The sequence below is a fragment of the Gammaproteobacteria bacterium genome, from assembly GCA_013151035.1.
In the GTDB taxonomy this organism is placed as follows: Bacteria; Pseudomonadota; Gammaproteobacteria; order JAADJB01; family JAADJB01; genus JAADJB01.
Genome location: JAADJB010000024.1, coordinates 45,103 through 65,925 on the forward strand (window position 1 = coordinate 45,103; position 20,823 = coordinate 65,925).

20 protein-coding genes, 1 pseudogene and 1 riboswitch are annotated in these 20,823 nt (G+C 48.2%); of the genes and pseudogenes, 11 read left to right on the top strand and 10 right to left on the bottom strand.

Annotated elements, in window-relative coordinates:
• Nucleotides 1-19: 19 nt before the first annotated feature.
• The 4 genes from GXP22_06225 to GXP22_06240 all read right to left on the bottom strand — a co-directional run bounded on the left by GXP22_06225 (nucleotide 20) and on the right by GXP22_06240 (nucleotide 5,842).
• Nucleotides 20-2,497, bottom strand: coding sequence for a plasma-membrane proton-efflux P-type ATPase (locus GXP22_06225; GenBank protein ID NOX09070.1), 2,478 nt, complete (start codon nucleotides 2,495-2,497; stop codon nucleotides 20-22).
• A gap of 83 nt (nucleotides 2,498-2,580) precedes the next feature.
• Nucleotides 2,581-3,945, bottom strand: a complete 1,365-nt coding sequence (gene mpl / locus GXP22_06230) for a UDP-N-acetylmuramate:L-alanyl-gamma-D-glutamyl-meso-diaminopimelate ligase (GenBank protein NOX09071.1) — start codon at nucleotides 3,943-3,945, stop codon at nucleotides 2,581-2,583.
• 10 nt (nucleotides 3,946-3,955) lie between these two features.
• Nucleotides 3,956-4,480, bottom strand: a complete 525-nt coding sequence (locus tag GXP22_06235; protein ID NOX09072.1) for a hypothetical protein — start codon at nucleotides 4,478-4,480, stop codon at nucleotides 3,956-3,958.
• Between the two features lie 93 nt (nucleotides 4,481-4,573).
• Nucleotides 4,574-5,842 carry a nucleoside monophosphate kinase gene (locus tag GXP22_06240; GenBank protein NOX09073.1) on the bottom strand — a complete coding sequence of 423 codons (1,269 nt, stop codon included), beginning with the start codon at nucleotides 5,840-5,842 and terminating at the stop codon, nucleotides 4,574-4,576.
• 325 nt (nucleotides 5,843-6,167) lie between these two features.
• Between GXP22_06240 and GXP22_06245 the strand changes: the two genes are divergently transcribed.
• The 6 genes from GXP22_06245 to GXP22_06270 all read left to right on the top strand — a co-directional run bounded on the left by GXP22_06245 (nucleotide 6,168) and on the right by GXP22_06270 (nucleotide 11,385).
• Entirely contained in the window at nucleotides 6,168-6,518 is a 351-nt protein-coding gene (locus tag GXP22_06245) for a hypothetical protein (protein ID NOX09074.1), read from the top strand.
• A 42-nt stretch (nucleotides 6,519-6,560) separates the two neighbouring features.
• A complete protein-coding gene (locus tag GXP22_06250; protein ID NOX09075.1) occupies nucleotides 6,561-7,868 on the top strand; it encodes a 6-phosphofructokinase in 1,308 nt (435 codons plus the stop codon).
• 14 nt (nucleotides 7,869-7,882) lie between these two features.
• Entirely contained in the window at nucleotides 7,883-8,068 is a 186-nt protein-coding gene (locus GXP22_06255) for a hypothetical protein (protein NOX09076.1), read from the top strand.
• Nucleotides 8,069-8,164: 96 nt separating this feature from the next.
• Nucleotides 8,165-10,180 carry a sodium-translocating pyrophosphatase gene (locus GXP22_06260; GenBank protein NOX09077.1) on the top strand — a complete coding sequence of 672 codons (2,016 nt, stop codon included), beginning with the start codon at nucleotides 8,165-8,167 and terminating at the stop codon, nucleotides 10,178-10,180.
• A 127-nt stretch (nucleotides 10,181-10,307) separates the two neighbouring features.
• Entirely contained in the window at nucleotides 10,308-10,856 is a 549-nt protein-coding gene (gene ppa, locus GXP22_06265; protein ID NOX09078.1) for an inorganic diphosphatase, read from the top strand.
• A 10-nt stretch (nucleotides 10,857-10,866) separates the two neighbouring features.
• Nucleotides 10,867-11,385 carry a metallophosphoesterase family protein gene (locus GXP22_06270; GenBank protein NOX09079.1) on the top strand — a complete coding sequence of 173 codons (519 nt, stop codon included), beginning with the start codon at nucleotides 10,867-10,869 and terminating at the stop codon, nucleotides 11,383-11,385.
• Here the strand turns inward: GXP22_06270 and GXP22_06275 are convergent.
• The 3 genes and pseudogenes from GXP22_06275 to moaD form a co-directional block, all read right to left on the bottom strand.
• Nucleotides 11,382-11,477, bottom strand: a pseudogene (locus GXP22_06275) (VPLPA-CTERM sorting domain-containing protein). The gene GXP22_06270 and the pseudogene GXP22_06275 overlap by 4 nt on opposite strands.
• Before the next feature lie 1,099 nt (nucleotides 11,478-12,576).
• On the bottom strand, nucleotides 12,577-13,014 hold the full coding sequence (locus GXP22_06280; protein ID NOX09080.1) for a molybdenum cofactor biosynthesis protein MoaE: 438 nt from the start codon (nucleotides 13,012-13,014) through the stop codon (nucleotides 12,577-12,579).
• Nucleotide 13,015: 1 nt separating this feature from the next.
• Complete coding sequence (moaD, locus tag GXP22_06285; protein ID NOX09081.1) at nucleotides 13,016-13,249, bottom strand: molybdopterin converting factor subunit 1; 234 nt, start codon at nucleotides 13,247-13,249, stop codon at nucleotides 13,016-13,018.
• Nucleotides 13,250-13,342: 93 nt separating this feature from the next.
• On the opposite strand from moaD, the gene moaC reads away from it, so the two are divergent.
• The 3 genes from moaC to GXP22_06300 all read left to right on the top strand — a co-directional run bounded on the left by moaC (nucleotide 13,343) and on the right by GXP22_06300 (nucleotide 15,645).
• Complete coding sequence (gene moaC / locus GXP22_06290) at nucleotides 13,343-13,828, top strand: cyclic pyranopterin monophosphate synthase MoaC (GenBank protein ID NOX09082.1); 486 nt, start codon at nucleotides 13,343-13,345, stop codon at nucleotides 13,826-13,828.
• Between the two features lie 4 nt (nucleotides 13,829-13,832).
• Entirely contained in the window at nucleotides 13,833-15,221 is a 1,389-nt protein-coding gene (gene sthA, locus GXP22_06295; protein ID NOX09083.1) for a Si-specific NAD(P)(+) transhydrogenase, read from the top strand.
• Nucleotides 15,222-15,294: 73 nt separating this feature from the next.
• Entirely contained in the window at nucleotides 15,295-15,645 is a 351-nt protein-coding gene (locus tag GXP22_06300; protein ID NOX09084.1) for a hypothetical protein, read from the top strand.
• 71 nt (nucleotides 15,646-15,716) lie between these two features.
• Here GXP22_06300 and thiC read toward each other — a convergent pair whose 3' ends face one another.
• Nucleotides 15,717-17,597, bottom strand: coding sequence for a phosphomethylpyrimidine synthase ThiC (gene thiC / locus GXP22_06305; protein NOX09085.1), 1,881 nt, complete (start codon nucleotides 17,595-17,597; stop codon nucleotides 15,717-15,719).
• 44 nt (nucleotides 17,598-17,641) lie between these two features.
• A riboswitch (TPP riboswitch) is annotated at nucleotides 17,642-17,733 on the bottom strand.
• A gap of 88 nt (nucleotides 17,734-17,821) precedes the next feature.
• Here thiC and GXP22_06310 point away from each other — a divergent pair.
• On the top strand, nucleotides 17,822-18,469 hold the full coding sequence (locus tag GXP22_06310) for a protein-L-isoaspartate O-methyltransferase (GenBank protein NOX09086.1): 648 nt from the start codon (nucleotides 17,822-17,824) through the stop codon (nucleotides 18,467-18,469).
• 2 nt (nucleotides 18,470-18,471) lie between these two features.
• On the top strand, nucleotides 18,472-19,803 hold the full coding sequence (locus GXP22_06315) for a TolC family outer membrane protein (protein NOX09087.1): 1,332 nt from the start codon (nucleotides 18,472-18,474) through the stop codon (nucleotides 19,801-19,803).
• Between the two features lie 8 nt (nucleotides 19,804-19,811).
• Here GXP22_06315 and GXP22_06320 read toward each other — a convergent pair whose 3' ends face one another.
• Both GXP22_06320 and GXP22_06325 read right to left on the bottom strand, forming a co-directional pair.
• Complete coding sequence (locus tag GXP22_06320) at nucleotides 19,812-20,498, bottom strand: hypothetical protein (GenBank protein NOX09088.1); 687 nt, start codon at nucleotides 20,496-20,498, stop codon at nucleotides 19,812-19,814.
• Between the two features lie 68 nt (nucleotides 20,499-20,566).
• A complete protein-coding gene (locus GXP22_06325; protein ID NOX09089.1) occupies nucleotides 20,567-20,773 on the bottom strand; it encodes a hypothetical protein in 207 nt (68 codons plus the stop codon).
• Nucleotides 20,774-20,823: the final 50 nt, after the last annotated feature.

Below are 20,823 nucleotides of genomic sequence, written 5' to 3' on the forward strand. Positions count from 1 at the left end.
AGGTCAAACAAGAATCAATTCAGGTCGACTTCCTCGAACTATCATCGGAGGATGTTGCACAACGATGACTCACTGATGAGCATTGGCACGAATGTAACGAGGCATGCACTCTATCCATATGCCGTGCATGTTCATTAAACCCACGCCCCCAAAAATCCAGCACCCAGACCCGAGCGGCATTATTAACAGGAAACTCAAGCAACGAATAAGCCCACACCAGGAGTGCATAGTTCCAGCCAATGGGTTCAAGCAACCAACCGTACACGGCTGCCAACGTACCAATCAGTTGCGTTGTCTCGGTAATCCAGAACAGACGCGCTGCCGGCCATGGCCGTTGCCAGAACCAACGTTCACTGCGGGTTATGTAGATAGTCATATGCCCCGCCACTAGCAGCTTAAGAAAGATTAGTGTCTGGATCTGCGCGGAGGGCAGCTGTAGATAATCCCGAGCAATCCAGAACAAGAGGAAGGTGGCAATAACGCCCGTCGTTCCTGTGACGACAGCCACCGCAATCACTCGTGACATAACCCACTTAACAGGGTGCTCTGCCACCCGCACGTTATCATAGGCAATCATCATAATCGGAAAATCATTCAGCACTGCCAGTAACACCAGCATAATCGGGGTTACTGGATAAAAATTAAACACTAGAATCGACAGTGTAATGAAGCCAAGCACACGAATAGTCTCGGCAATACGAAATACAGCATAGCTGTGCATCCGTGCAAAAATCTTACGCGCCTCTTCTACTGCCGCAGTAATCACTGACAGCCCCGGAGCTGTCAACACCAGATCCGCCGCCGCACGTGCTGCATCCGTAGCACCACTCACAGCAATACCGATATCTGCCTGCTTGAGTGCTGGCGCATCATTCACACCATCACCCGTCATACCAATAATCTTCCCACTCCCTTGCAGGCTACGAACAATATTAAACTTGTGCTCAGGGAACACCTCAGCGAAGCCATCGGCAGCCTCGATTTGTACCGCGTTACCATCACTATCATCGTGTTCAAAGACCTCTTGCGCCGAGACAATATGGGTGCCGAGACCCAGTTGCTGTGCCAACTCACGCGCAATCGCGGCATGATCACCCGTCACCATACGAACATCAATACCCATCTGCCTGATAGTGGCAATGGTATCAGCTGCATCCTTACGCGGGGGATCAAACAGAGGAAGGAGTCCGAGGAAACACCAGTGCCCATCGACATCCGTACGCGCCACACCAAGGGCACGATAACCGTGCGCAGCTAGTTCATCAGTGGCGATACGTATACGCTCAGCGATGTCACCATCGACTTCACTCAAAGCAGCGATCACCTGGGTTGCCCCCTTGGCAACCCTGAACTGTCGCTCACCCTGCCTCACCTCGGCCTCAGCATATTTCCGTACCGGATCAAACGGATGGAATGCAAGAATTTCACTATCTGCCAGTACCTGCGCATCAGCCAGACCCTTGAACACAGCAGCATCAATCACATCTGGACTATCCTGCTCGCTAGCAAGTGCAGCAGCAACAATAACCTGCTGTGGATTATCCGCCTCAATCGGAACAGGATCACCCAGGGTCAAGGCATTTTGGGTAAGCGTACCGGTCTTGTCAGAACACAGCACATCCATGCCTGCCAGCTCCTCGATTGCCACCAGACGCGAAACAATGGCCTGCATCCGTGCCAGGGTGGAGGCACCCACCGCCATAGTCACCGACATCACCGCAGGTAGTGCCACCGGGATCGATGCCACCGTCAGGATCAAGGCAAACAACAAGGTATCGATAAAAGGATCACCACGGAACAAGGCCACCAGAATTACCAGTACAACCAGGGCAAGTGTCATCAGAATAAGAAAATTACCAATACGCAACACCGCCTGCTGGAAGTGCGAACGGGTCTCCGCAGTCTCGACCAAGTGTGCCGTACGACCGAAATAGGTATCCATGCCGGTAGCGGTCACCACACCCTGCATTTCACCCTGACGCACGATAGAGCCCGAATAAGCAGCATCGCCCACCTTCTTGTCCGTTGGCAGAGATTCACCCGTAAGTGCTGATTGATCGATACTCAGATAATCGCCTTCCACCAGCTCAACGTCAGCAGGTACGATAGCGCCAAGACGTAGAAATACCCAGTCACCTGGCACCAACATACGTGCCGGAATATCGCACCAGACCTCATCCCGCAACACGCGAGCGATAGGTGCCAGGTGTTGTTTGAGTGCCTCGATTGCATTGTCAGCCTTGTACTCTTCCCAGAAGCCTACGCCCGCATTAATAAGTAGCAGACTAATGATGACAGTGAAGTCTTCCCAACGCTGAGCAGCACCCGAAAGCAATGCCGCCACCTCAATCATCCAGGGGATAGGCCCCCAGAAATAGGCAAGAAATTTCCGCAATGGATGAGTATGTTGTTCACGGATGACGTTCTCACCATGCTCCGCGAGTCGTCGGGTAACTTCCACACCTGTTAATCCACGCTGGCTCACTTTACATCCCATGCAATCAAGTTTTTCATAGCAACCTCCTCAGCTTGCCATAAAAGTATAGTTTGTTGGTGCGTGGTACGCACCCTACTCAAGAGTCACACCTGTCTCGAAGCCAATTCCAGCGTCTCAATTAAACGCCCATGAATCCCCTGAAAGCCACCATTACTCATAATCAACACATGATCATCTGGCAATAATTGCGGCACAATCTCATCAATAATCTGCTGCGTAGAATTCAACACAACGATATCGTCAGAAAATACCTCGGAGGGATTCCAGGACAAACTGTCATCATGATAAACCCAGGCCCTATCTGCCGCCTCCAACGCTAATTCAATAACATGCTTATGAATACCCATGCGCATGGTATTGGAACGCAGATCAAGGATGACAAATAATCGCCCCTGCTTTAATGAGGCACGCGCACCCTGCAAGGTCAGTGCTATCGCGGTAGGGTGGTGAGCAAAGTCATCATAAACCTTGATTCCTCTCGGCTCAGCTAATAACTCCATACGACGCTTAACGCCTTTAAACTCACACAATGCCGCCAGCGCATGCTCCACCGCAACACCCACATGACGTGCAGCAACAATAGCCGAAAGCGCATTATGCAGATTATGTTCACCTGTATGTGCCCATGTTACTACGCCCTGCACCGTACCTTTGTGCATCACCTCAAAGTGACTCCCTTGTGCATCCAGTTTATGAATACCCCAGTCAGCACCAGCAGTCACATCAACAGACTCAACAGGTGTCCAACACCCCATCTCGATCACCTCGTTCAGCGCCTGACTCCCGGCATTATTCACAATTAGACCCGCACCTGGCACTGTGCGTAATAAATGATGGAATTGACGCTGAATGGACGGCAAGTCAGGAAAGATATCCGCGTGATCATATTCAAGATTATTTAATACCAGGGTGCGTGGATGGTAATGCACAAACTTCGAACGCTTGTCGAAAAAGGCACTGTCATATTCATCCGCCTCAATAACAAAAAAAGGGGTCTCACCCAGACGTGCAGAGACAGCAAAATCTTGTGGCACACCGCCGATTAAAAAACCCGGTGACATCCCGGCATATTCCAGAATCCACGCCAGCATGCTGGAGGTTGTGGTCTTGCCATGAGTACCCGATACCGCTAATACCCAACGTCCCTGCAATACATTCTCTGCCAACCACTGAGGCCCGGACACATAAGCCCGACCATCATTCAATAATGCCTCAACCGCCTCATTACCGCGCGACAAGGCATTACCCACCACCACACAATCAATAGAATCATCTAAAAACCCCGCATCATAGCCCTCATGCAAAGTGATTCCATGCGCAACGAGCTGCTCACTCATGGGTGGATAAATCCCCTGATCCGAACCACTCACCTCATGCCCCAGACGCTTTGCCAATACCGCCAGACCGCCCATAAAGGTGCCGCAAATCCCTAATATGTGTATCTTCATGACAACAACCTCATTCAACCATAGCCATGGGGAAAATACTCTGCACCACCATAAAGGAAAGCATGGTATACAAGACACCAACCGCAATCCCTGTCGATAGCTTAAGAGATAATGCATGCCTTAATATATGCCCCATAATCACCAGGCTCCACAGCACCAGAAAAACCCATAAAAGCAATACCACAGGAGGAGGCGGCAACTCATCCAGTTGTGAACGCGTCATAACCTGTATCAAAGGTAATACCAATAGACCTACCAAGGCACCCACACCCATCAAGGCGGTAAGGGTCTGTATAAAACGTGCCGATGCTCCTCGGATATAAAGGGTCAAACGCAAGAATAATGTGAGTAACAATGCATCAATAAAACTAACCATGACGGCCTGTGCAATACCGACACTAACCAGACTAATAGCAATATTAGAGAGCACGTAGGCACATAGAGCCAACAATAACAAGGTGTGAGAAAATGGGATATTCTGCGGGCCAATACGTAGACGGCAGAGTTCAACCCACATTTTTAAGTAGTAATACATACAGGAACCACCTTATGCATTCCCATGCAGGGAAGACTGTAAATGTATAGGTTTGTCTGTCGGGTTACACTACGCTAACCCAACAATGTACAGCTACCTTTTCTTGGCTTTTTTCCTGACGGCGGCCTTTTTGGTAACAACCTTCTTTTTGGATACCGCTTTCTTCTGGGCAACCTTCTTAACGCTAGCCTTCTTTTTGGCAACAACCTTCTTTGGAGCTGCCTTTTTAGCGACGACCTTCTTTTTGACTACTGCCTTCTTTAGGGCTGCCTTTTTAGCGACAACCTTCTTTTTGACTACTGCCTTCTTTGGGGCTGCCTTTTTAGCGACGACCTTCTTTTTGGCTACTGTCTTCTTTGGAGCTACCTTTTTAGCGACAACCTTCTTTTTGGCTACTGTCTTCTTTGGGGCTGCCTTTTTAGCGACAACCTTCTTTTTGGCTACTGTCTTCTTTGGAGCTGCCTTTTTAGCGACGACCTTCTTTTTGGCTACCGCCTTCTTTGGGGCTGCCTTTTTAGCGATGACCTTCTTTTTGACTACTACCTTCTTTGGGGCTGTCTTTTTAGTGACAACCTTCTTTTTGGCTACCGCCTTCTTTGGAGCAACCTTTTTAACGATTCCCTTTTTTTTGGCTACCGCTTTTTTCGGAACAGAGCTTTTACCTGACACTGGATTTTTACCCAATTCCTCCGTTTCTTGATCTTTATCGGCGTTTTTCTGTTTATTTTTTACACTAGCCTTTGCTACCAACAAACTGCGAGCGACTGAATCCAGGATCTTGACAGCTGCCTTTGCTATCACGGACACATCACCAACACCTTGAATGACATGAAGCTTATTTTGCTGCTGATAAGAACCCAATAACGGTACAGTCTGTGTTTCAAAAATTCTCAGACGACTACCGATAATCTCTTCATTATCCTCACCTCGATGATGTAAATTACCACCACATTCATCACAACAACCATCCATCCTTGGTGGAGCGGTATAACTATTATAAGGTGTCGCACAATCTTTACAGAGATAGCGTCCGGATAGACGCTGCATAATCAGATCAAAATCAACATCTACCTTCAAGCAGACATCCACACCCAGCTCCAACTCTTTCAACATCGCATCCAGCATTTCACCCTGGGCTATATTGCGCGGAAAGCTATCAAGGATAAAGCCATTAGTAACATCGGTTTGCTGTAAATAATCCTTCAATGCATCCATGATTTGGTCATCGCTGACCAACTGACCTGCGTCCACCTTGGCCATCTTCACAACATCATGAATATAAAGGAGATTATAATGCTTGGCAATACGCCTTGCTTGCGTACTTTTACCAGAACCTGGCGCCCCTAACAAAACAATCCTCATACCACTCATCCCCCGAACGCGATAAATATCTTTAATTTATTCTTATGAATTCAACAAGCTAGCCTCATTGAACACATGATTTTTCTATATTCAATCAGATACTTGATAATATAGCAATAGCGGGAGGCATTAAATTTTTTCCATAACCCTATATATAGTTTCTGCTAGTGCCTTTATTGAACAGACATTAAGATGAAATTCGCAATATTTTGCTACTCAAACAAACAAAGTCCATGAAATAGATGAAGTTTTGTCGTATGCTACGCTATTAATTGAATTATCACGCTGGTATAAACGAATACACGCCAGCAAAGCGCAGGTATTTGTGACAACAATCTCTGATTTTAGTGATGCTGAAATGTGGACTATTAACTCCACCTTACGCGAGCGCTACCAGGAAAAAATTGAGCTGGAACAGGTAGAAACCGAGATGCGTCTCAACCCCTATTCCATTGAACCGGTCACTTGCCCCGCTATTTTCTGGGAACGCGATAAATGCCACTTCATTATCTGCAAGACCGGCGACCGCCTGTATCGTTGCCAGTTTTATTATCGCCTCTACCAGATGTACGGTACCGGTGTTGAAGAATATGACGATCTCTCGGAGTGTATTGTCAGCCTATTACAGGTACAAGCCGATCAAAACCGGCAAGAAGAGATGGAAGCAAACGAGTAAATAAACAGAATTTTTAATCTTTAATAGTAGAGGAATACACAGATGGCCAAAGCAGCACCTAAAAAAGCCGCCAAAAAGGCAGCTCCAAAGAAGAATGCCTTTTATGCACAATCGGGTGGCGTAACTGCCGTTATTAACGCCAGTGCCTGTGGTCTTATTGAGACCGCACGTCAGCATAAAAACAAGATTGGCAAGGTCTATGCCGGACGCAACGGTATCATCGGCGCATTGACTGAAGACCTGATCGACACCAGCAAGGAATCCGCACGTTCGATTGCTGCCCTGCGTCACACCCCAAGTGGTGCCTTTGGTTCATGTCGCTACAAGATGAAGAGCCTGGAAGAAAATCGCCGTGAATATGAACGCCTGATCGAGGTCTTTGAGGCACATAATATCGGTTACTTCTTCTACAACGGCGGTGGCGATTCTGCTGATACCTGTCTGAAGATTTCCCAGCTATCCAAAAAGATGGGCTACCCCATTCAGGCCATCCATGTACCCAAGACGGTTGATAACGATCTACCTATCACTGATAACTGTCCTGGTTTTGGTTCAGTTGCAAAATACATTGCGGTATCCACCCGTGAGGCCAGTTTTGATGTCGCCTCCATGTGCAAGACTTCAACCAAGGTATTCGTGCTTGAAGTAATGGGTCGTCATGCTGGCTGGATTGCAGCGGCAGGTGGTCTGGCATCAACAGATGATTGTGATTTGCCTATCATCATCCTGTTCCCTGAAGTCACCTTTAACCAGACCAAGTTTCTGGCTCTGGTGAAGAAAAAGGTTAAGGAATATGGCTATTGCTCCATCGTAGTATCCGAGGGTGTACGTGACCGCGCGGGTAAATTCCTGGCTGATACCGGTCTCAAGGATGCCTTTGGTCACTCCCAACTGGGTGGTGTTGCACCGGTTATCGCTAATCTGGTACGCGATAAACTCGGCCTTAAATACCACTGGGCAGTGGCGGATTATCTACAGCGTGCTGCCCGCCATGTGGCATCCAAGAATGATGTTGATCAAGCCTACGCCATGGGTAAAGCGGCTGTTGAACTGGCTCTGGCAGGCAAGAATTCAGTGATGCCTACCGTGGTTCGCACCAACAACAAACCTTACAAATGGAAGATTGGTGAGGCTAAACTGTCGCGTGTAGCCAATGTTGAAAAAATGATGCCCAAGGGCTTCATCTCCAAAGATGGCTTTGGCATCACCCAGAAGTGCAGAGACTATCTCGAACCACTGATCAAGGGTGAAGATTATCCTCCTTATGGCAAGGATGGCATGCCAAAATATATACAGCTAAAGAATGCTCCAGTTAAGAAAAAACTGGATAAAGAGTTTAAGGTCAAGTAGTTATAGATTTCAAAATGACTCTGGATCGAGCACAGGAATTACTAACATTACAGATCAGTCTGGCAAGCGGTTATAACCGTAATGCTGCACGCCTGATCCTGCTGGAAGTAAAAAAAGATCATGGCCCACAGGCCGTTGATCAATTAATCCGTCAACTCGATCTGGAGACTCACTTTGGGTTTAAGGAAGGCTCGATTTAGTTTAGCTGACCTATATCAAGACCTTAATGAACAAAACAAAAGATACTTCAACACTTTAAAATTATAGAAAATAACAGGCCTTAGGGGGGTCAACCTATGTCACCGGAACTTATATTTGCACTTGGCAGCGCGGTAGCTGCAATTGTCTACGGGATCTTCTCGATCCAGTGGGTTATGAACAAACCCACTGGCAATGATCGCATGCGTGAAATTGCTGCCGCCATTCAGGATGGTGCTAATGCCTATCTTAACCGTCAATACGCTACCATCAGTATGACTGGTGTCATCCTGCTGGTTCTGATTGGCATGTTTATCGGCTGGCATACAGCCATTGGCTTTGCCATTGGCGCAATCTTCTCTGGTCTCACCGGTTATATCGGCATGAACATCTCGGTGCGTTCTAACCTGCGTACCGCAGAGGCGGCTAATGAAGGACTTAACGCAGCGATGCAAGTTGCCTTCCGTGGCGGTGCCATTACTGGCATGCTGGTTGTTGGCCTGGCTCTCCTCGGTGTTGCTGGTTACTACGCCATCCTGCTTGACATGGGTGTCGCTGATCCCATTCATCCACTGATTGGCCTTGCCTTTGGTGGTTCCCTGATCTCTATCTTTGCCCGACTCGGTGGCGGCATCTTTACCAAGGGTGCTGACGTCGGTGCCGATATCGTGGGTAAGGTTGAAGCGGGTATCCCTGAGGATGACCCACGCAACCCTGCCGTAATTGCTGATAACGTTGGCGACAATGTGGGTGATTGTGCCGGCATGGCCGCTGATCTGTTCGAGACCTATGCGGTAACCGTTATTGCAACTATGTTACTCGGTGGTCTGCTACTACCCGATGCAGGTACTACTGTAGCCACCTACCCACTGGTATTAGGTGGCGTATCCATCATTGCCTGCATCATCGGCACATTCTTCGTTAAGACACGTGAAGGCGGCAAGATCATGAACGCCCTGTATCGCGGACTGGCTGTTGCCGGTGCCCTTTCAGCCATTGCCTTTTACTTCGTAACCAATGCCGTTATGGGCGATGTTGCCGGTGTCTCCAGCATGAACTTGTACTGGTGTTCACTGATTGGTCTGGCATTAACCGCAGCCATGGTGGTCATCACCGAATACTACACAGCAACGGAATACAGCCCGGTACGGCATATCGCTGAGGCCTCCACCACGGGTGATGGCACCAACGTGATTGCTGGTCTGGGTGTATCCATGAAATCCACAGCGGCACCGGTACTGGCTGTTTGTGCGGCCATCTGGGGTTCCTATGAACTCTCAGGTTTATATGGTATCGCAATTGCAGCAACCGCCATGCTCTCCATGACCGGCATTATTGTTGCGCTGGATGCCTATGGCCCTATCACCGATAATGCGGGTGGTATTGCCGAGATGGCTGACCTGGATGAGAAGATCCGTAACATTACCGATCCACTGGATGCTGTGGGTAACACCACCAAGGCAGTCACCAAGGGTTATGCCATTGGTTCTGCCGGACTGGCAGCACTGGTACTGTTTGCTGATTATACCCATGCTCTCACCAATGCAGGTCACACCGATCTGAACTTCTCGCTTGATAATCACATGGTTATTATCGGTTTGTTCATTGGTGGTATGGTGCCTTATCTGTTTGGTGCTATGGCAATGGAAGCCGTGGGACGCGCGGCTGGTGGTATTGTCAATGAGGTACGTCGCCAGTTTAAGGAAATGCCGGGTATCATGGATTACACACAAAAACCGGATTACTCCCGTGCGGTTGACATGCTGACCAAGGCCGCCATTAAAGAAATGATTGTACCCTCACTGCTACCCGTTCTAGCACCTGTTCTAGTCGGCCTGACCCTGGGTAAAGAGGCCCTCGGTGGCATGCTGATTGGTACCATTGTGACCGGTCTGTTCCTGGCAATCTCCATGACCACTGGTGGTGGTGCCTGGGATAACGCCAAGAAATACATCGAGGATGGTCACTTTGGTGGCAAGGGTAGCGATGCTCACAAGGCAGCAGTGACCGGTGATACTGTGGGTGATCCCTACAAAGACACCGCAGGTCCTGCGATTAATCCTTTGATCAAGATCATTAATATTGTCGCCTTGATGATTGTGCCTATCTTGTAGGTCGCTTGGTGCGTAATACGCACCCTACCCATGTATTAAATTACCGGTAGGGTGCGCATTGCGCACCACAAGTTAAGAAGGGTCGGTTATAATAACCGACCCTTCTTTTTTGCTGGCAGGAAATAAAATGAACCTCGATCGCGTCGAATCCGGAACCAATGTCCCAGATGATGTTAATGTCATCATCGAGATTCCTGCCCACAGTGACCCGGTAAAATATGAGGTCGATAAAAAAACCGGTGCCATGTTCGTCGACCGTTTCATGAATACCGCCATGCACTATCCCTGTAATTATGGCTATATCCCGCACACCCTGTCACCGGATGGTGACCCTGCCGATGTACTGGTTGTTACACCTGTTCCACTGATTAGTGGCTCAGTCATCCAATGCCGCCCCGTGGGTGTGCTCAAGATGACCGATGAGTCTGGCGAAGACGGCAAGATCCTCGCAGTACCGATTGATAAACTCTGCATATCCTTTAGAGCGGTAAAGGGCATCAAGGACATGCCTCAGTTATTACTGGATCAGATTGCCCACTTCTTTGAACACTACAAGGATCTGGAAGCAGGCAAATGGGTCAAGATTGAGGGCTGGTTTGATGTCGAAGAGGCCAAAAAAGAGATATTAGACAGTATCAAGACCTATCAGGAAGCCCCTGAAAAGCCCCATTTTTAAGGTTACATTAATGAAAGTATGTATTGTCTCTGACAGCCATGATAACCGCACACTCTTGCTTGCTGCGGTTCAACAGGCGCAACAATGGGGTGCTGAAGCCGTCATCCACTGTGGTGATGTGGTTGCACCGAGCACCCTGAACGTGTTGCAACCACTAGGCCTGCCGGTGCATGTTATTCACGGTAATAATACCGGTGATCTCTATATGATGGCGCGAATCTCTGCCAAAGAGGACAGTGTGATACAATTTTATGGTCAGGATGCGGGTATCAACCTTGCCAACCGGCGCATCTTTATCGTTCATTATCCACACTATGCACGCGCCATGGCAATGACAGGCGAATGGGATATTGTCTGTTGCGGCCATGACCACCGTGCCGATGTGCGTACGATCAAAAATATAAAGAATGAGACTACCCTGCTAGTCAATCCCGGCACCGCTGCCGGGATTGGTGCCAAACCGACCTTTATTATGGCCGATCTGGCAAACATGCGCTTTGATATTCACGACATACCTGTAACCCACTAGATTAATGCTACTTTACGTCTGGCAACACCCATTAAACCTAACAGACCTGAGCCAAACAACCATATCGCAGCAGGCACAGGAACAGCCTCAGGTGCATTAAGGGCAAAGCTGTAATGCGTATCAACCTTATCGAGACTTAAGACAGCGATCTCCTGATTATTTTCCATAAAGATGCCAATACTGGGATTCAAAGGTACGGCATTACCATTAAAAGTATAGCTCATACTGGCACCATTCCAGGCATAGGCGGTCATAGCCGAGGCTGTTACGCCACTGCCGTAGACATAGAGCGGTACATCTAGCCATTCACTCAATAGAGTACCTGCGGCATCCCAGGCCTGTAGTTCCATAAACTCATTATTACCAGAACCATTATCCACATCGCCAATCCAGAAGTAGGTACCCAGAGGCAATAACCCCCCCCCATTAGTCATATTACCAAAATCATAACGAAATTTACCGACAATGAGGGAAGATGGAATAGCCGCTCCTGATGGACGCGACACATCAAAGGTACCACCCGTCCAGGGGCTGGCAGCCGGTGTTGCCCATGCAGCATTGAGTGTTGTAAAACTAGCCGGTGTATAAGTGGGGCCAACCCAGGTAATAAGATCATTAGGTACAGGAATAGGCAGCAACCCAGAGCCTGTGAGCACTACGGCCTGCGTTATCGTTGAACTGGCTAAAAAAGTAACGGCGGTTAGCGTACGAGCGATTGAATGAGTCATGTTGTTTTCCTTTTAATTAATTGATTTAAGAGGGTAAGAGCCATACCACAATCTCCCCGCACTCAAGTGTAGTTCAAATTACAAATCAAAAAAAAACCCTGAAAAAACGTAAAGAAAAACAACAGTTAAATATTCCGATATGTCGGATTTCTTAACAAAACCCATATTGATATAAAAACATAACCTATTGTTTTTATTGAAAATAGAATAAATTAAAGCATGCCGACATGTCGCTATAATTTACACAACATAAAAAACACCCACTAACCCACACAATAAACATACATTTATTTCAAGCACTTATAAAACTGGCATGGGTATTGCTAAGGTACAAGTATCAGGGATTAAATCTGATGAAGACAACATGAATGATTATGGTTAACTCCACAGCACTCATGTAAAAAAGAAGGTAACAATAAGTCGATATAAACTTATACCCCCCGCTTTGCGCGGGGTACTTTATTTACCCTTTGGTATTATTCTCCACCCAACGCTCGCCTCCAGCTAACGTCTCTTTCTTCCAGAAGGGCGCACGATGCTTAAGTTCCTCGATAAGATAACGACTAGCCTCAAACGATGCACCACGATGTGCAGACCAGGTTGCCAATAGTACGATAGTCTCATCCAGTCTGATCGCACCCACCCGATGAACCACTAAGGCATCCAGCAGATCCCATCGAACCATCGCCTCTTGTGCAATCCGTTGCAGGTATTTATCTGTCATCCCCGGATAATGCTCCAGGGTCATCGCTGTGACAGGATCGCCTTCATTAAAATCACGCATGGTGCCAACAAAGACATTAGTCGCACCAAAGGTACTCGATTGCTCATCACGTTCCTGCTCATACTGCTGCAGCAACTGCCAAGGGTTAAAGGGCTCATCAGTAATCTCAATCTTCACATTAACCCCCTGTTACCGGAGGAAAGAATGCCACTTCATCCTTATCCTTAACAACAAAGTCCTGCTTTTCATACTCCATGTTGACTGCAGATAATAAATTTTCCGGAAAACACGCCTCACCAACCGCCGCCATCCAGACCGCAGCGACATCGCTACCCGCAGGCACCTCAATGGATTTTTCAGCACAACCCGTTTTTTCACGAATACTGGCAAAAAACCTTACTTCAATATGAATAGTCATAGGACGTATTATGCAATGTTATTACCTCTAATCAAAGGTTCATGGCATACTTACCATCGACGAAGTTACAGAGCAAGCAGGATTTCTATGTCCACACTGACACATTTCAATCATCGGGGCGAGGCTCACATGGTTGATGTAGGCACCAAGGATACAACCCATCGTATGGCTATTGCCGAAGGCATAATCAAGATGGAGCCCACCACCCTGGAACGTATCATCAAGGGAGATCATAAAAAAGGGGATGTACTCGCCATTGCTCGCGTGGCAGGCATTATGGGGGCAAAAAAAACCGCTGATCTAATCCCACTGTGTCACCCACTCTTTTTAACCCGGGTGGATATTGAACTGGAGGTTCGTCCTGATGAAAATGCTGTATATTGCCAGGCCCGCACCGAGACCCAGGGGCAGACCGGGGTTGAAATGGAGGCACTCACCGCTGTTCAAGTCAGCCTGATTACTATCTACGATATGTGCAAGGCTATCGACCGGGGTATGCAGATCAATGGTGTTCGTCTGCTCGAAAAACAGGGTGGAAAATCAGGCACTTGGAAAAACAGGGATGCACAGTAATACGATGAGCGACTATGATTTAATTGTTATTGGTAGCGGGCCTGCTGGACAAAAAGCAGCCATACAAGCAGCAAAACTGGGTAAAAAAGTAGCCCTCATTGAGCGTCGTAAATATATCGGCGGGGTATCGGTACATACCGGCACCATCCCCAGTAAGACCATGCGTGAAGCAGCGATCTATCTCACCGGCTGGAATCAACGGGGACTCTACGGCTCCGATTATTGCCTCAATCCGCATCTCACCATGGCCGACCTGATGGAACGCGTCAATATCACCCTGGGGCATCAATCAGAATTGATGCGCCAACAGGTTGAACGCAACAATATCGAAATCATCCAGGGTATTGCCCGTTTCCAGACCCCGCATAGTATTGAACTGGAGACTGAGGATGGGCAATTCAGCGAACTCAGTGCCGACTACTTTGTGATTGCCGCCGGTAGTCGCCCTAAACGCCCCGACAATATCGAATTCAATAACAAGACCATCCTCGATAGCGATGGCATCCTGCAGATTGAAAATATCCCAAAATCATTAGTTGTAGTTGGTGGTGGTGTGATTGGTATCGAATATGCCTCGATCTTCAGCGCATTAGATACCCAGGTCACCATCATTGATGGGCGTGACTCCCTGCTTGGGTTTATGGACGAAAAGCTGGTTGATGCACTGACAGGTTACATGCAACAACACGGGATCAAGATTCACCTGGGTGAAAAGATCCGTGATCTCCGGCAACAGGATGATAACATCAGGATCTGTCTGGAAAGTGGTTTATGCCTGGATACCGAGATGATACTGTTTGCTGCCGGGCGTATGGGCTCCACCTACGATCTGCGGCCTCGACATGTCGGCATTGAGACCGATGATCGCCGTCTCATTATTGTTAATGAACACTACCAGACCAACTTCCCTCATATCTACGCCTGTGGCGATGTGATCGGCTTCCCAGGACTCGCCTCCACTGCCATGGAACAGGGACGTATTGCCGCCAATCATGCCTTTGGTCGAGAAACCAACGCCTTACCCGGGCGTTTCCCCTTTGGTATCTATTCCATTCCCGAGATGTCCATGGTTGGGCAAACCGAACAGGCACTAAAGAAACAGGGAATCCCCTATATCACAGGCACTGCTTTGCTTAAGGAAACAGCACGCGGCCAGATCATGGGCTTACGCGAAGGGATGCTCAGACTACTCTTCCGTGCCGATAACCATCACCTGTTAGGCGTACACATCCTCGGCGAAGGTGCCACTGAACTGATTCATATTGGTCAGGCCGTTATTAACCTGCAAGGCACCATTCACTATTTTATTGAGAATGTATTCAATTACCCCACCCTGGCCGAAGCCTATAAGATTGCTGCACTGGATGCCATGAACCAGATCAATTCACAATAAGCCACTGAAACTTAACAAAATAAACTTTTTAGTCTATACTGAAAGTTCGGGGTATAGATAAAGAAGGCGCGCAATGACAACATTTAACATCAGACCTGACGATGCAGGTCTACAAAACCTAAAGATAAAGAATGCGAAACCAGCAACCGCAAAGGCGGTAACGCCGATCACAGCAAGCACTTCTGCACATACCGCTCACACCGCCCCGGTCGATGATCAAGGTGAGGAATATCAACCCGTTAATGACGAACGACGCAAACAACAGCGTCGTAGAAACAAGGACCAGACTATCTTTGACACCCGCGCCGATAGCGAACGCCGTAAGGCTTCAGCAATCAGTGCCGCAAAAATAGATGAGACAGATGAGGCGGATGATACGGATACCCCGGTAATCAACGACCTGCACATTGATGTGAATGCATAAGTAGGGTGCGGTGCGTAATACGCACCCTACCAATGTTATCCGCACGGTAGGGTGCGCACTGCGCACCAATATCAAGACTTATGGTAGATCTCTGACCCCTTATCCTTAAACTCTTTGGCTTTCTCTGCCATACCATCCTCAACCGCTATCTGGATATCACCAATCTTGTTCGCTGCGGCATATGCACGCACCTCTTGCGTAATCTTCATGGAGCAAAAATGTGGGCCACACATGGAACAGAAATGAGCCACCTTAGCGGATTCTTTGGGTAATGTTGCATCGTGATACTCACGCGCACGCTCTGGGTCCAGACCCAGATTAAACTGATCTTCCCAGCGGAACTCAAAACGTGCCTTGGATAATGCATTGTCACGAATCTGTGCGCCAGGATGACCCTTGGCAAGATCAGCGGCATGGGCGGCCAGTTTATAGGTCACAATACCTTCTCTCACATCGGCCTTATCCGGTAGCCCCAGATGTTCTTTAGGCGTGACATAACACAACATAGCGGTGCCATACCAACCAATCTGGGCGGCACCAATGGCCGAGGTAATATGATCGTAGCCGGGTGCAATATCGGTGGTTAACGGCCCCAGGGTATAGAAAGGTGCTTCAAAACAATCTGTTAGCTCCTTATCCATATTTTCCTTAATCATCTGCATGGGCACATGCCCTGGCCCCTCGATCATCACCTGCACATCATGCTTCCAGGCAATCTTCGTTAACTCGCCCAGGGTCTCCAGTTCAGCAAACTGCGCCTCATCATTGGCATCGGCAATACTGCCCGGACGCAGACCATCACCCAGTGAGAACGCCACATCATAGGCCTTCATAATCTCACAGATATCCTCAAAATGGGTATACAGGAAACTCTCCTGATGATGTGCCAGACACCACTTGGCCATAATCGAACCACCCCGCGAGACAATACCGGTTAGACGTTTCGCTGTCAGTGGCACATGCGCCAGACGCACACCGGCATGAATAGTGAAATAATCCACACCCTGCTCGGCCTGCTCGATCAGGGTGTCACGGAACATCTCCCAGGTCAGATTTTCTGACTTGCCATTGACCTTCTCCAGGGCTTGATAGATCGGCACGGTACCAATCGGCACCGGCGAATTACGAATAATCCATTCCCGTGTTTCATGGATATTCTTGCCGGTCGAGAGATCCATCACGGTATCGCCACCCCAGCGAATCGACCACACCATCTTCTCAACCTCTTCCTCAATCGAGGAACCCAGGGCTGAATTACCAATATTGGCATTGACCTTAACCAGGAAGTTACGACCAATAATCATTGGTTCGACCTCTGGATGATTAATATTAGCCGGGATAATGGCGCGACCGGCGGCAATCTCGTCACGCACAAACTCAGGCGTAATGGTCTCCGGTAATTTAGCACCAAAGTTCTGCCCCGGATGCTGCTTCAATAACAACTCATCACGGATGCGTTCGCGTCCCTGATTCTCACGAATAGCGACATATTCCATCTCAGGTGTGATTATCCCCTGTCGCGCATAGTACATCTGGCTAACATTCTTGCCCGCAAGTGCGCGTCGAGGTTTGATCGAGGTCTCAAAACGCAGGCTATCCACCTTTTCATCCTGCTGACGTTGCTGACCATACGCCGAGGTCAAACCCTCAAGACGCTCAGTATCGGCACGTTCATCAATCCAGACACCCCGCACATCGGGTAGCCCCTCCAGCAGATTGACATCAACATCCGGGTCGCTATAAACACCAGAGGGATCATAGACCGGAATCGGCGGGTTTTTTTCAATCCCACTCTCCGTTTGAGTATCAGCCTGACTGATCTCACGCATAGGCACACGAATATCCGCACGCGAACCCTCAATATAGATTTTTCTGGAACCGGAAAAAGGCTGACTGACCTCTTCCGATACAGTGGCCGTTTTTCGAATAAACTCTTCTGGAATTGCACTCATAACCTTACGCCTTAGGATGATTGTTCGGGAACAGAGGCGCAAGATGAGCTGGAAATCAGCTTCCCTACGCCGGCATGACCCGGATCAGGTTCAAAGGGTCTATCTCAGCCCACACAGGGCGCCCCTAGCTATATGATGCTAAAGTATAATCCTTATAATACTTGCCTGCCAGCCCCAAAATCCGTACTCTTACAGAAATAACGAAGTAAGGACAAAACAGCCTAATGAATACCGAACAAGCTCGCTTCAACATGATTGAACAACAGGTACGTCCCTGGGATGTACTCAACCCGCGTGTACTTGAAACTATCGAGCACACCCACCGCGAACACTTTGTCCCCGAGGCCTACCAGGGTTTAGCTTATGCCGATAGCAGCATCCCTCTGGCACAGAAACAATTCATGTTACCCCCTGTTGTTATTGGCCGCATACTACAGGCTCTGGATATTAACGAAAATGATAACATACTGGAAATCGGCACAGGATCGGGTTATTTAACCGCCTGTTTGGCTCAATTAGGCGCTCATGTCAGCACTACGGACATCCATCAGGAGCTCCTCGATCAAGCGCAGAAAAACTGTAAGGCATTCGATAACATCAGTTATCATCAAGGTGATTTCTCCGCTAGCTGGCATGAAAATGATCGCTTTGATGCTATTGTAGTCACCGGATCCCTGCCCCACATGAATGAAAACTTCCAGCATAACCTGGAGATTGGTGGTCGACTTTTCATCGTCACCGGCCAACCACCGATTATGCAGGCACATCTCATTACCCGTACCGCAGAACGTGAATGGAATGACCAGCGATTGTTTGAAACCAGCATCCCAGCCCTGGTTAACCATCAAAAAGATCGCACATTAAGCCTGTAACCATGCCACCTCGTTTATTGCTCTGGCACAGCATAACAATATGCAGCGCACTAACCAGCCCGGTCTACGCCGAAGACCTGCTAGCTACCGCACGACTGGCCCTCGCCAATGATCCGGGGCTACGACAGGCACAGTATCAGCACAATGTAACTCAACAGGCACTACCCGATGCCCGCGCCGCCTTGCTACCCGAGATCGAATTTAACCTTGATAACAGCATCAATCAGCAGGATATTATCTCGCGTGGTCTTGGTTATAGTAGCTCACAACGTTTCAATACCCGCAGTTACTCGCTGGATCTGACGCAACCACTTTATGATCCCGCCTCATTATTAAAAACAGGCTATGCGCGGGATCAAATCACACAATCACAATGGCAGTTATCGGATACCCGACAAGCACTACTGTTACGCACCGCCCAGGATTATTTATCCATCCTCTCGGCGCAAGATAACCTGGGATTCAAGCAAGCAGAAAAGACTGCCCTGAACAAACAACTCGAACAAACCAGTCTGCAATTTGAGGCCGGGCTAAGCACGCAAACTGAATACCATGAGATCCAGGCACAATTTGACCTGGTCAATGCCGAGGAATTAATTGCCTTTGATGAACTGGAAGATTATTACGAGGCCTTGTTTGAAATCACCAATCACCGAATGCGCATCACACCCATCAAAGCAGAAAACATAAAACCCTTAACAGAAAAATATGAACTGCAATGGTGGATTAAACAGGCCATTGACTACAACCCCGGCTACCAGATCGCCAAACTGGATGTTGTACTAGCAAAGAATGAGATCAAACAACAGCGCGCAGGTCATCTGCCTACCCTGGACCTATTGGCTAGCAAGGGTAACATTACATCGGGTGGTGGACGTTTTGGTGGCAGTGAGACCGACTACTCATCACTCACACTACAATTGTCTGTGCCCCTCTTTAGTGGTGGACTCACCACATCAAAGACCCGGCAAGCCATTCATAACCACCAGGCACTGCTCGAACAACGAGAACAAAAGCGACGCAGCCTGTTACGCCAGATACGCAATAGCTTTCGTTCCATCCAGACCGGGAAGCGTCATATCAAGGCACTCCAGCATGCCATAGACTCTAGCCAAAAGCTTATGATCGCCGAACAAGTGGCGCAAAAGAATGGCAATCGTACCGTTGTTGATGCGCTAAATGCACAACAAAAATATTTCCTCAACAAACGTGATTTCAGCCAGACACTCTACCAACAGATCCTGCGGCAACTAGAGCTCCGTTATCAGGCAGGGATATTGAAACTGGATGATTTGAGAAAACTAAATCAGCAATTACAATCAAGGGGCACGTGATTATTCTTTTATCGATGCCTGGGCCTGGATACAGCAAATAAACCAACCAGACCGGAAATAAGCAACCAAAATGCTGCAGGTAACGGTACAACACTAGCGACACCAAAATCAAATTCACCAAATAGAGCATCGCCAGCACCAAGCCCTGAAAGATAAAAGTCAATATCAAGTGTATAGTCACCAGCACCATACATTCCTAAGTCATATATCGTATTATAAAATCCATATAAACCGGTACTTTCCAGGTTTCCGACGAAGTCTGCACTCCATACTGATAGACCATTAACCCACACATCAAGCCCCATAATACCCGACGAATCTAAACCAGCACCTGATACCAGTAATGAATCAAGTAAATTTATCTTCAACATTCCAGCGTCATTCAATGAAAAATCAAATGATAAACTACCTGCCGCACCTGACTCACCGCCTAGTGCACCCTGGCCAATAAGGTAATCAATCATATCTGGAGCCAGGGTTCCCGGCTGATAACCAGGGGATGAACCAGTAATAACCCCTTCACCAAATGCCAGCACATTAGCACCCTCTAACACGGCTGTCGCCATATCAGGTATATCAGCAGATGACTGTGGTGCGATGTGAACCTGTACATCGCTGTTGCCACCCGCCACACTAGCCATTGCACTTATACGAGAAACCTCCCGACCATCAGATTCTGCCGTTGCTGTTGCCAAAAAACCTAATGCTGTTTTTGCTTTAGCAGAAGAACGACCCGATTCCCCATCAACATCCGCATCTTGACCTAAACCACCCGCACCAGCAGTTGCGATCGCTGTTGCTGTACCACTGGTAGCCGTAGCAGAAGCGGTTGCTTCACCACCTGTCCTGCACTAACACCCATATAAATGCCACCCGCTGCTACTCCTCCTGATCCACCATTAGCAACGGCTATAACAATGTCTAATACGAACTCAACGACTATGGACTGAAAGTCCATAGGTTGCTTCAAGAAGGACTAAAAGTCCTTCCTCCCTATTCAAGTATAATATTCCCCGTATC

Bases quoted from the DNA above. Each gene is read 5' to 3' on its own strand.
- GXP22_06225 (NOX09070.1), bottom strand. From the start codon at position 2,497: ATGGGATGTAAAGTGAGCCAGCGTGGATTAACAGGTGTGGAAGTTACC.
- mpl (NOX09071.1), bottom strand. From the start codon at position 3,945: ATGAAGATACACATATTAGGGATTTGCGGCACCTTTATGGGCGGTCTG.
- GXP22_06235 (NOX09072.1), bottom strand. From the start codon at position 4,480: ATGTATTACTACTTAAAAATGTGGGTTGAACTCTGCCGTCTACGTATT.
- GXP22_06240 (NOX09073.1), bottom strand. From the start codon at position 5,842: ATGAGGATTGTTTTGTTAGGGGCGCCAGGTTCTGGTAAAAGTACGCAA.
- GXP22_06250 (NOX09075.1), top strand. From the start codon at position 6,561: ATGGCCAAAGCAGCACCTAAAAAAGCCGCCAAAAAGGCAGCTCCAAAG.
- GXP22_06255 (NOX09076.1), top strand. From the start codon at position 7,883: ATGACTCTGGATCGAGCACAGGAATTACTAACATTACAGATCAGTCTG.
- GXP22_06260 (NOX09077.1), top strand. From the start codon at position 8,165: ATGTCACCGGAACTTATATTTGCACTTGGCAGCGCGGTAGCTGCAATT.
- ppa (NOX09078.1), top strand. From the start codon at position 10,308: ATGAACCTCGATCGCGTCGAATCCGGAACCAATGTCCCAGATGATGTT.
- GXP22_06270 (NOX09079.1), top strand. From the start codon at position 10,867: ATGAAAGTATGTATTGTCTCTGACAGCCATGATAACCGCACACTCTTG.
- moaC (NOX09082.1), top strand. From the start codon at position 13,343: ATGTCCACACTGACACATTTCAATCATCGGGGCGAGGCTCACATGGTT.
- sthA (NOX09083.1), top strand. From the start codon at position 13,833: ATGAGCGACTATGATTTAATTGTTATTGGTAGCGGGCCTGCTGGACAA.
- GXP22_06300 (NOX09084.1), top strand. From the start codon at position 15,295: ATGACAACATTTAACATCAGACCTGACGATGCAGGTCTACAAAACCTA.
- thiC (NOX09085.1), bottom strand. From the start codon at position 17,597: ATGAGTGCAATTCCAGAAGAGTTTATTCGAAAAACGGCCACTGTATCG.
- GXP22_06310 (NOX09086.1), top strand. From the start codon at position 17,822: ATGAATACCGAACAAGCTCGCTTCAACATGATTGAACAACAGGTACGT.
- GXP22_06315 (NOX09087.1), top strand. From the start codon at position 18,472: ATGCCACCTCGTTTATTGCTCTGGCACAGCATAACAATATGCAGCGCA.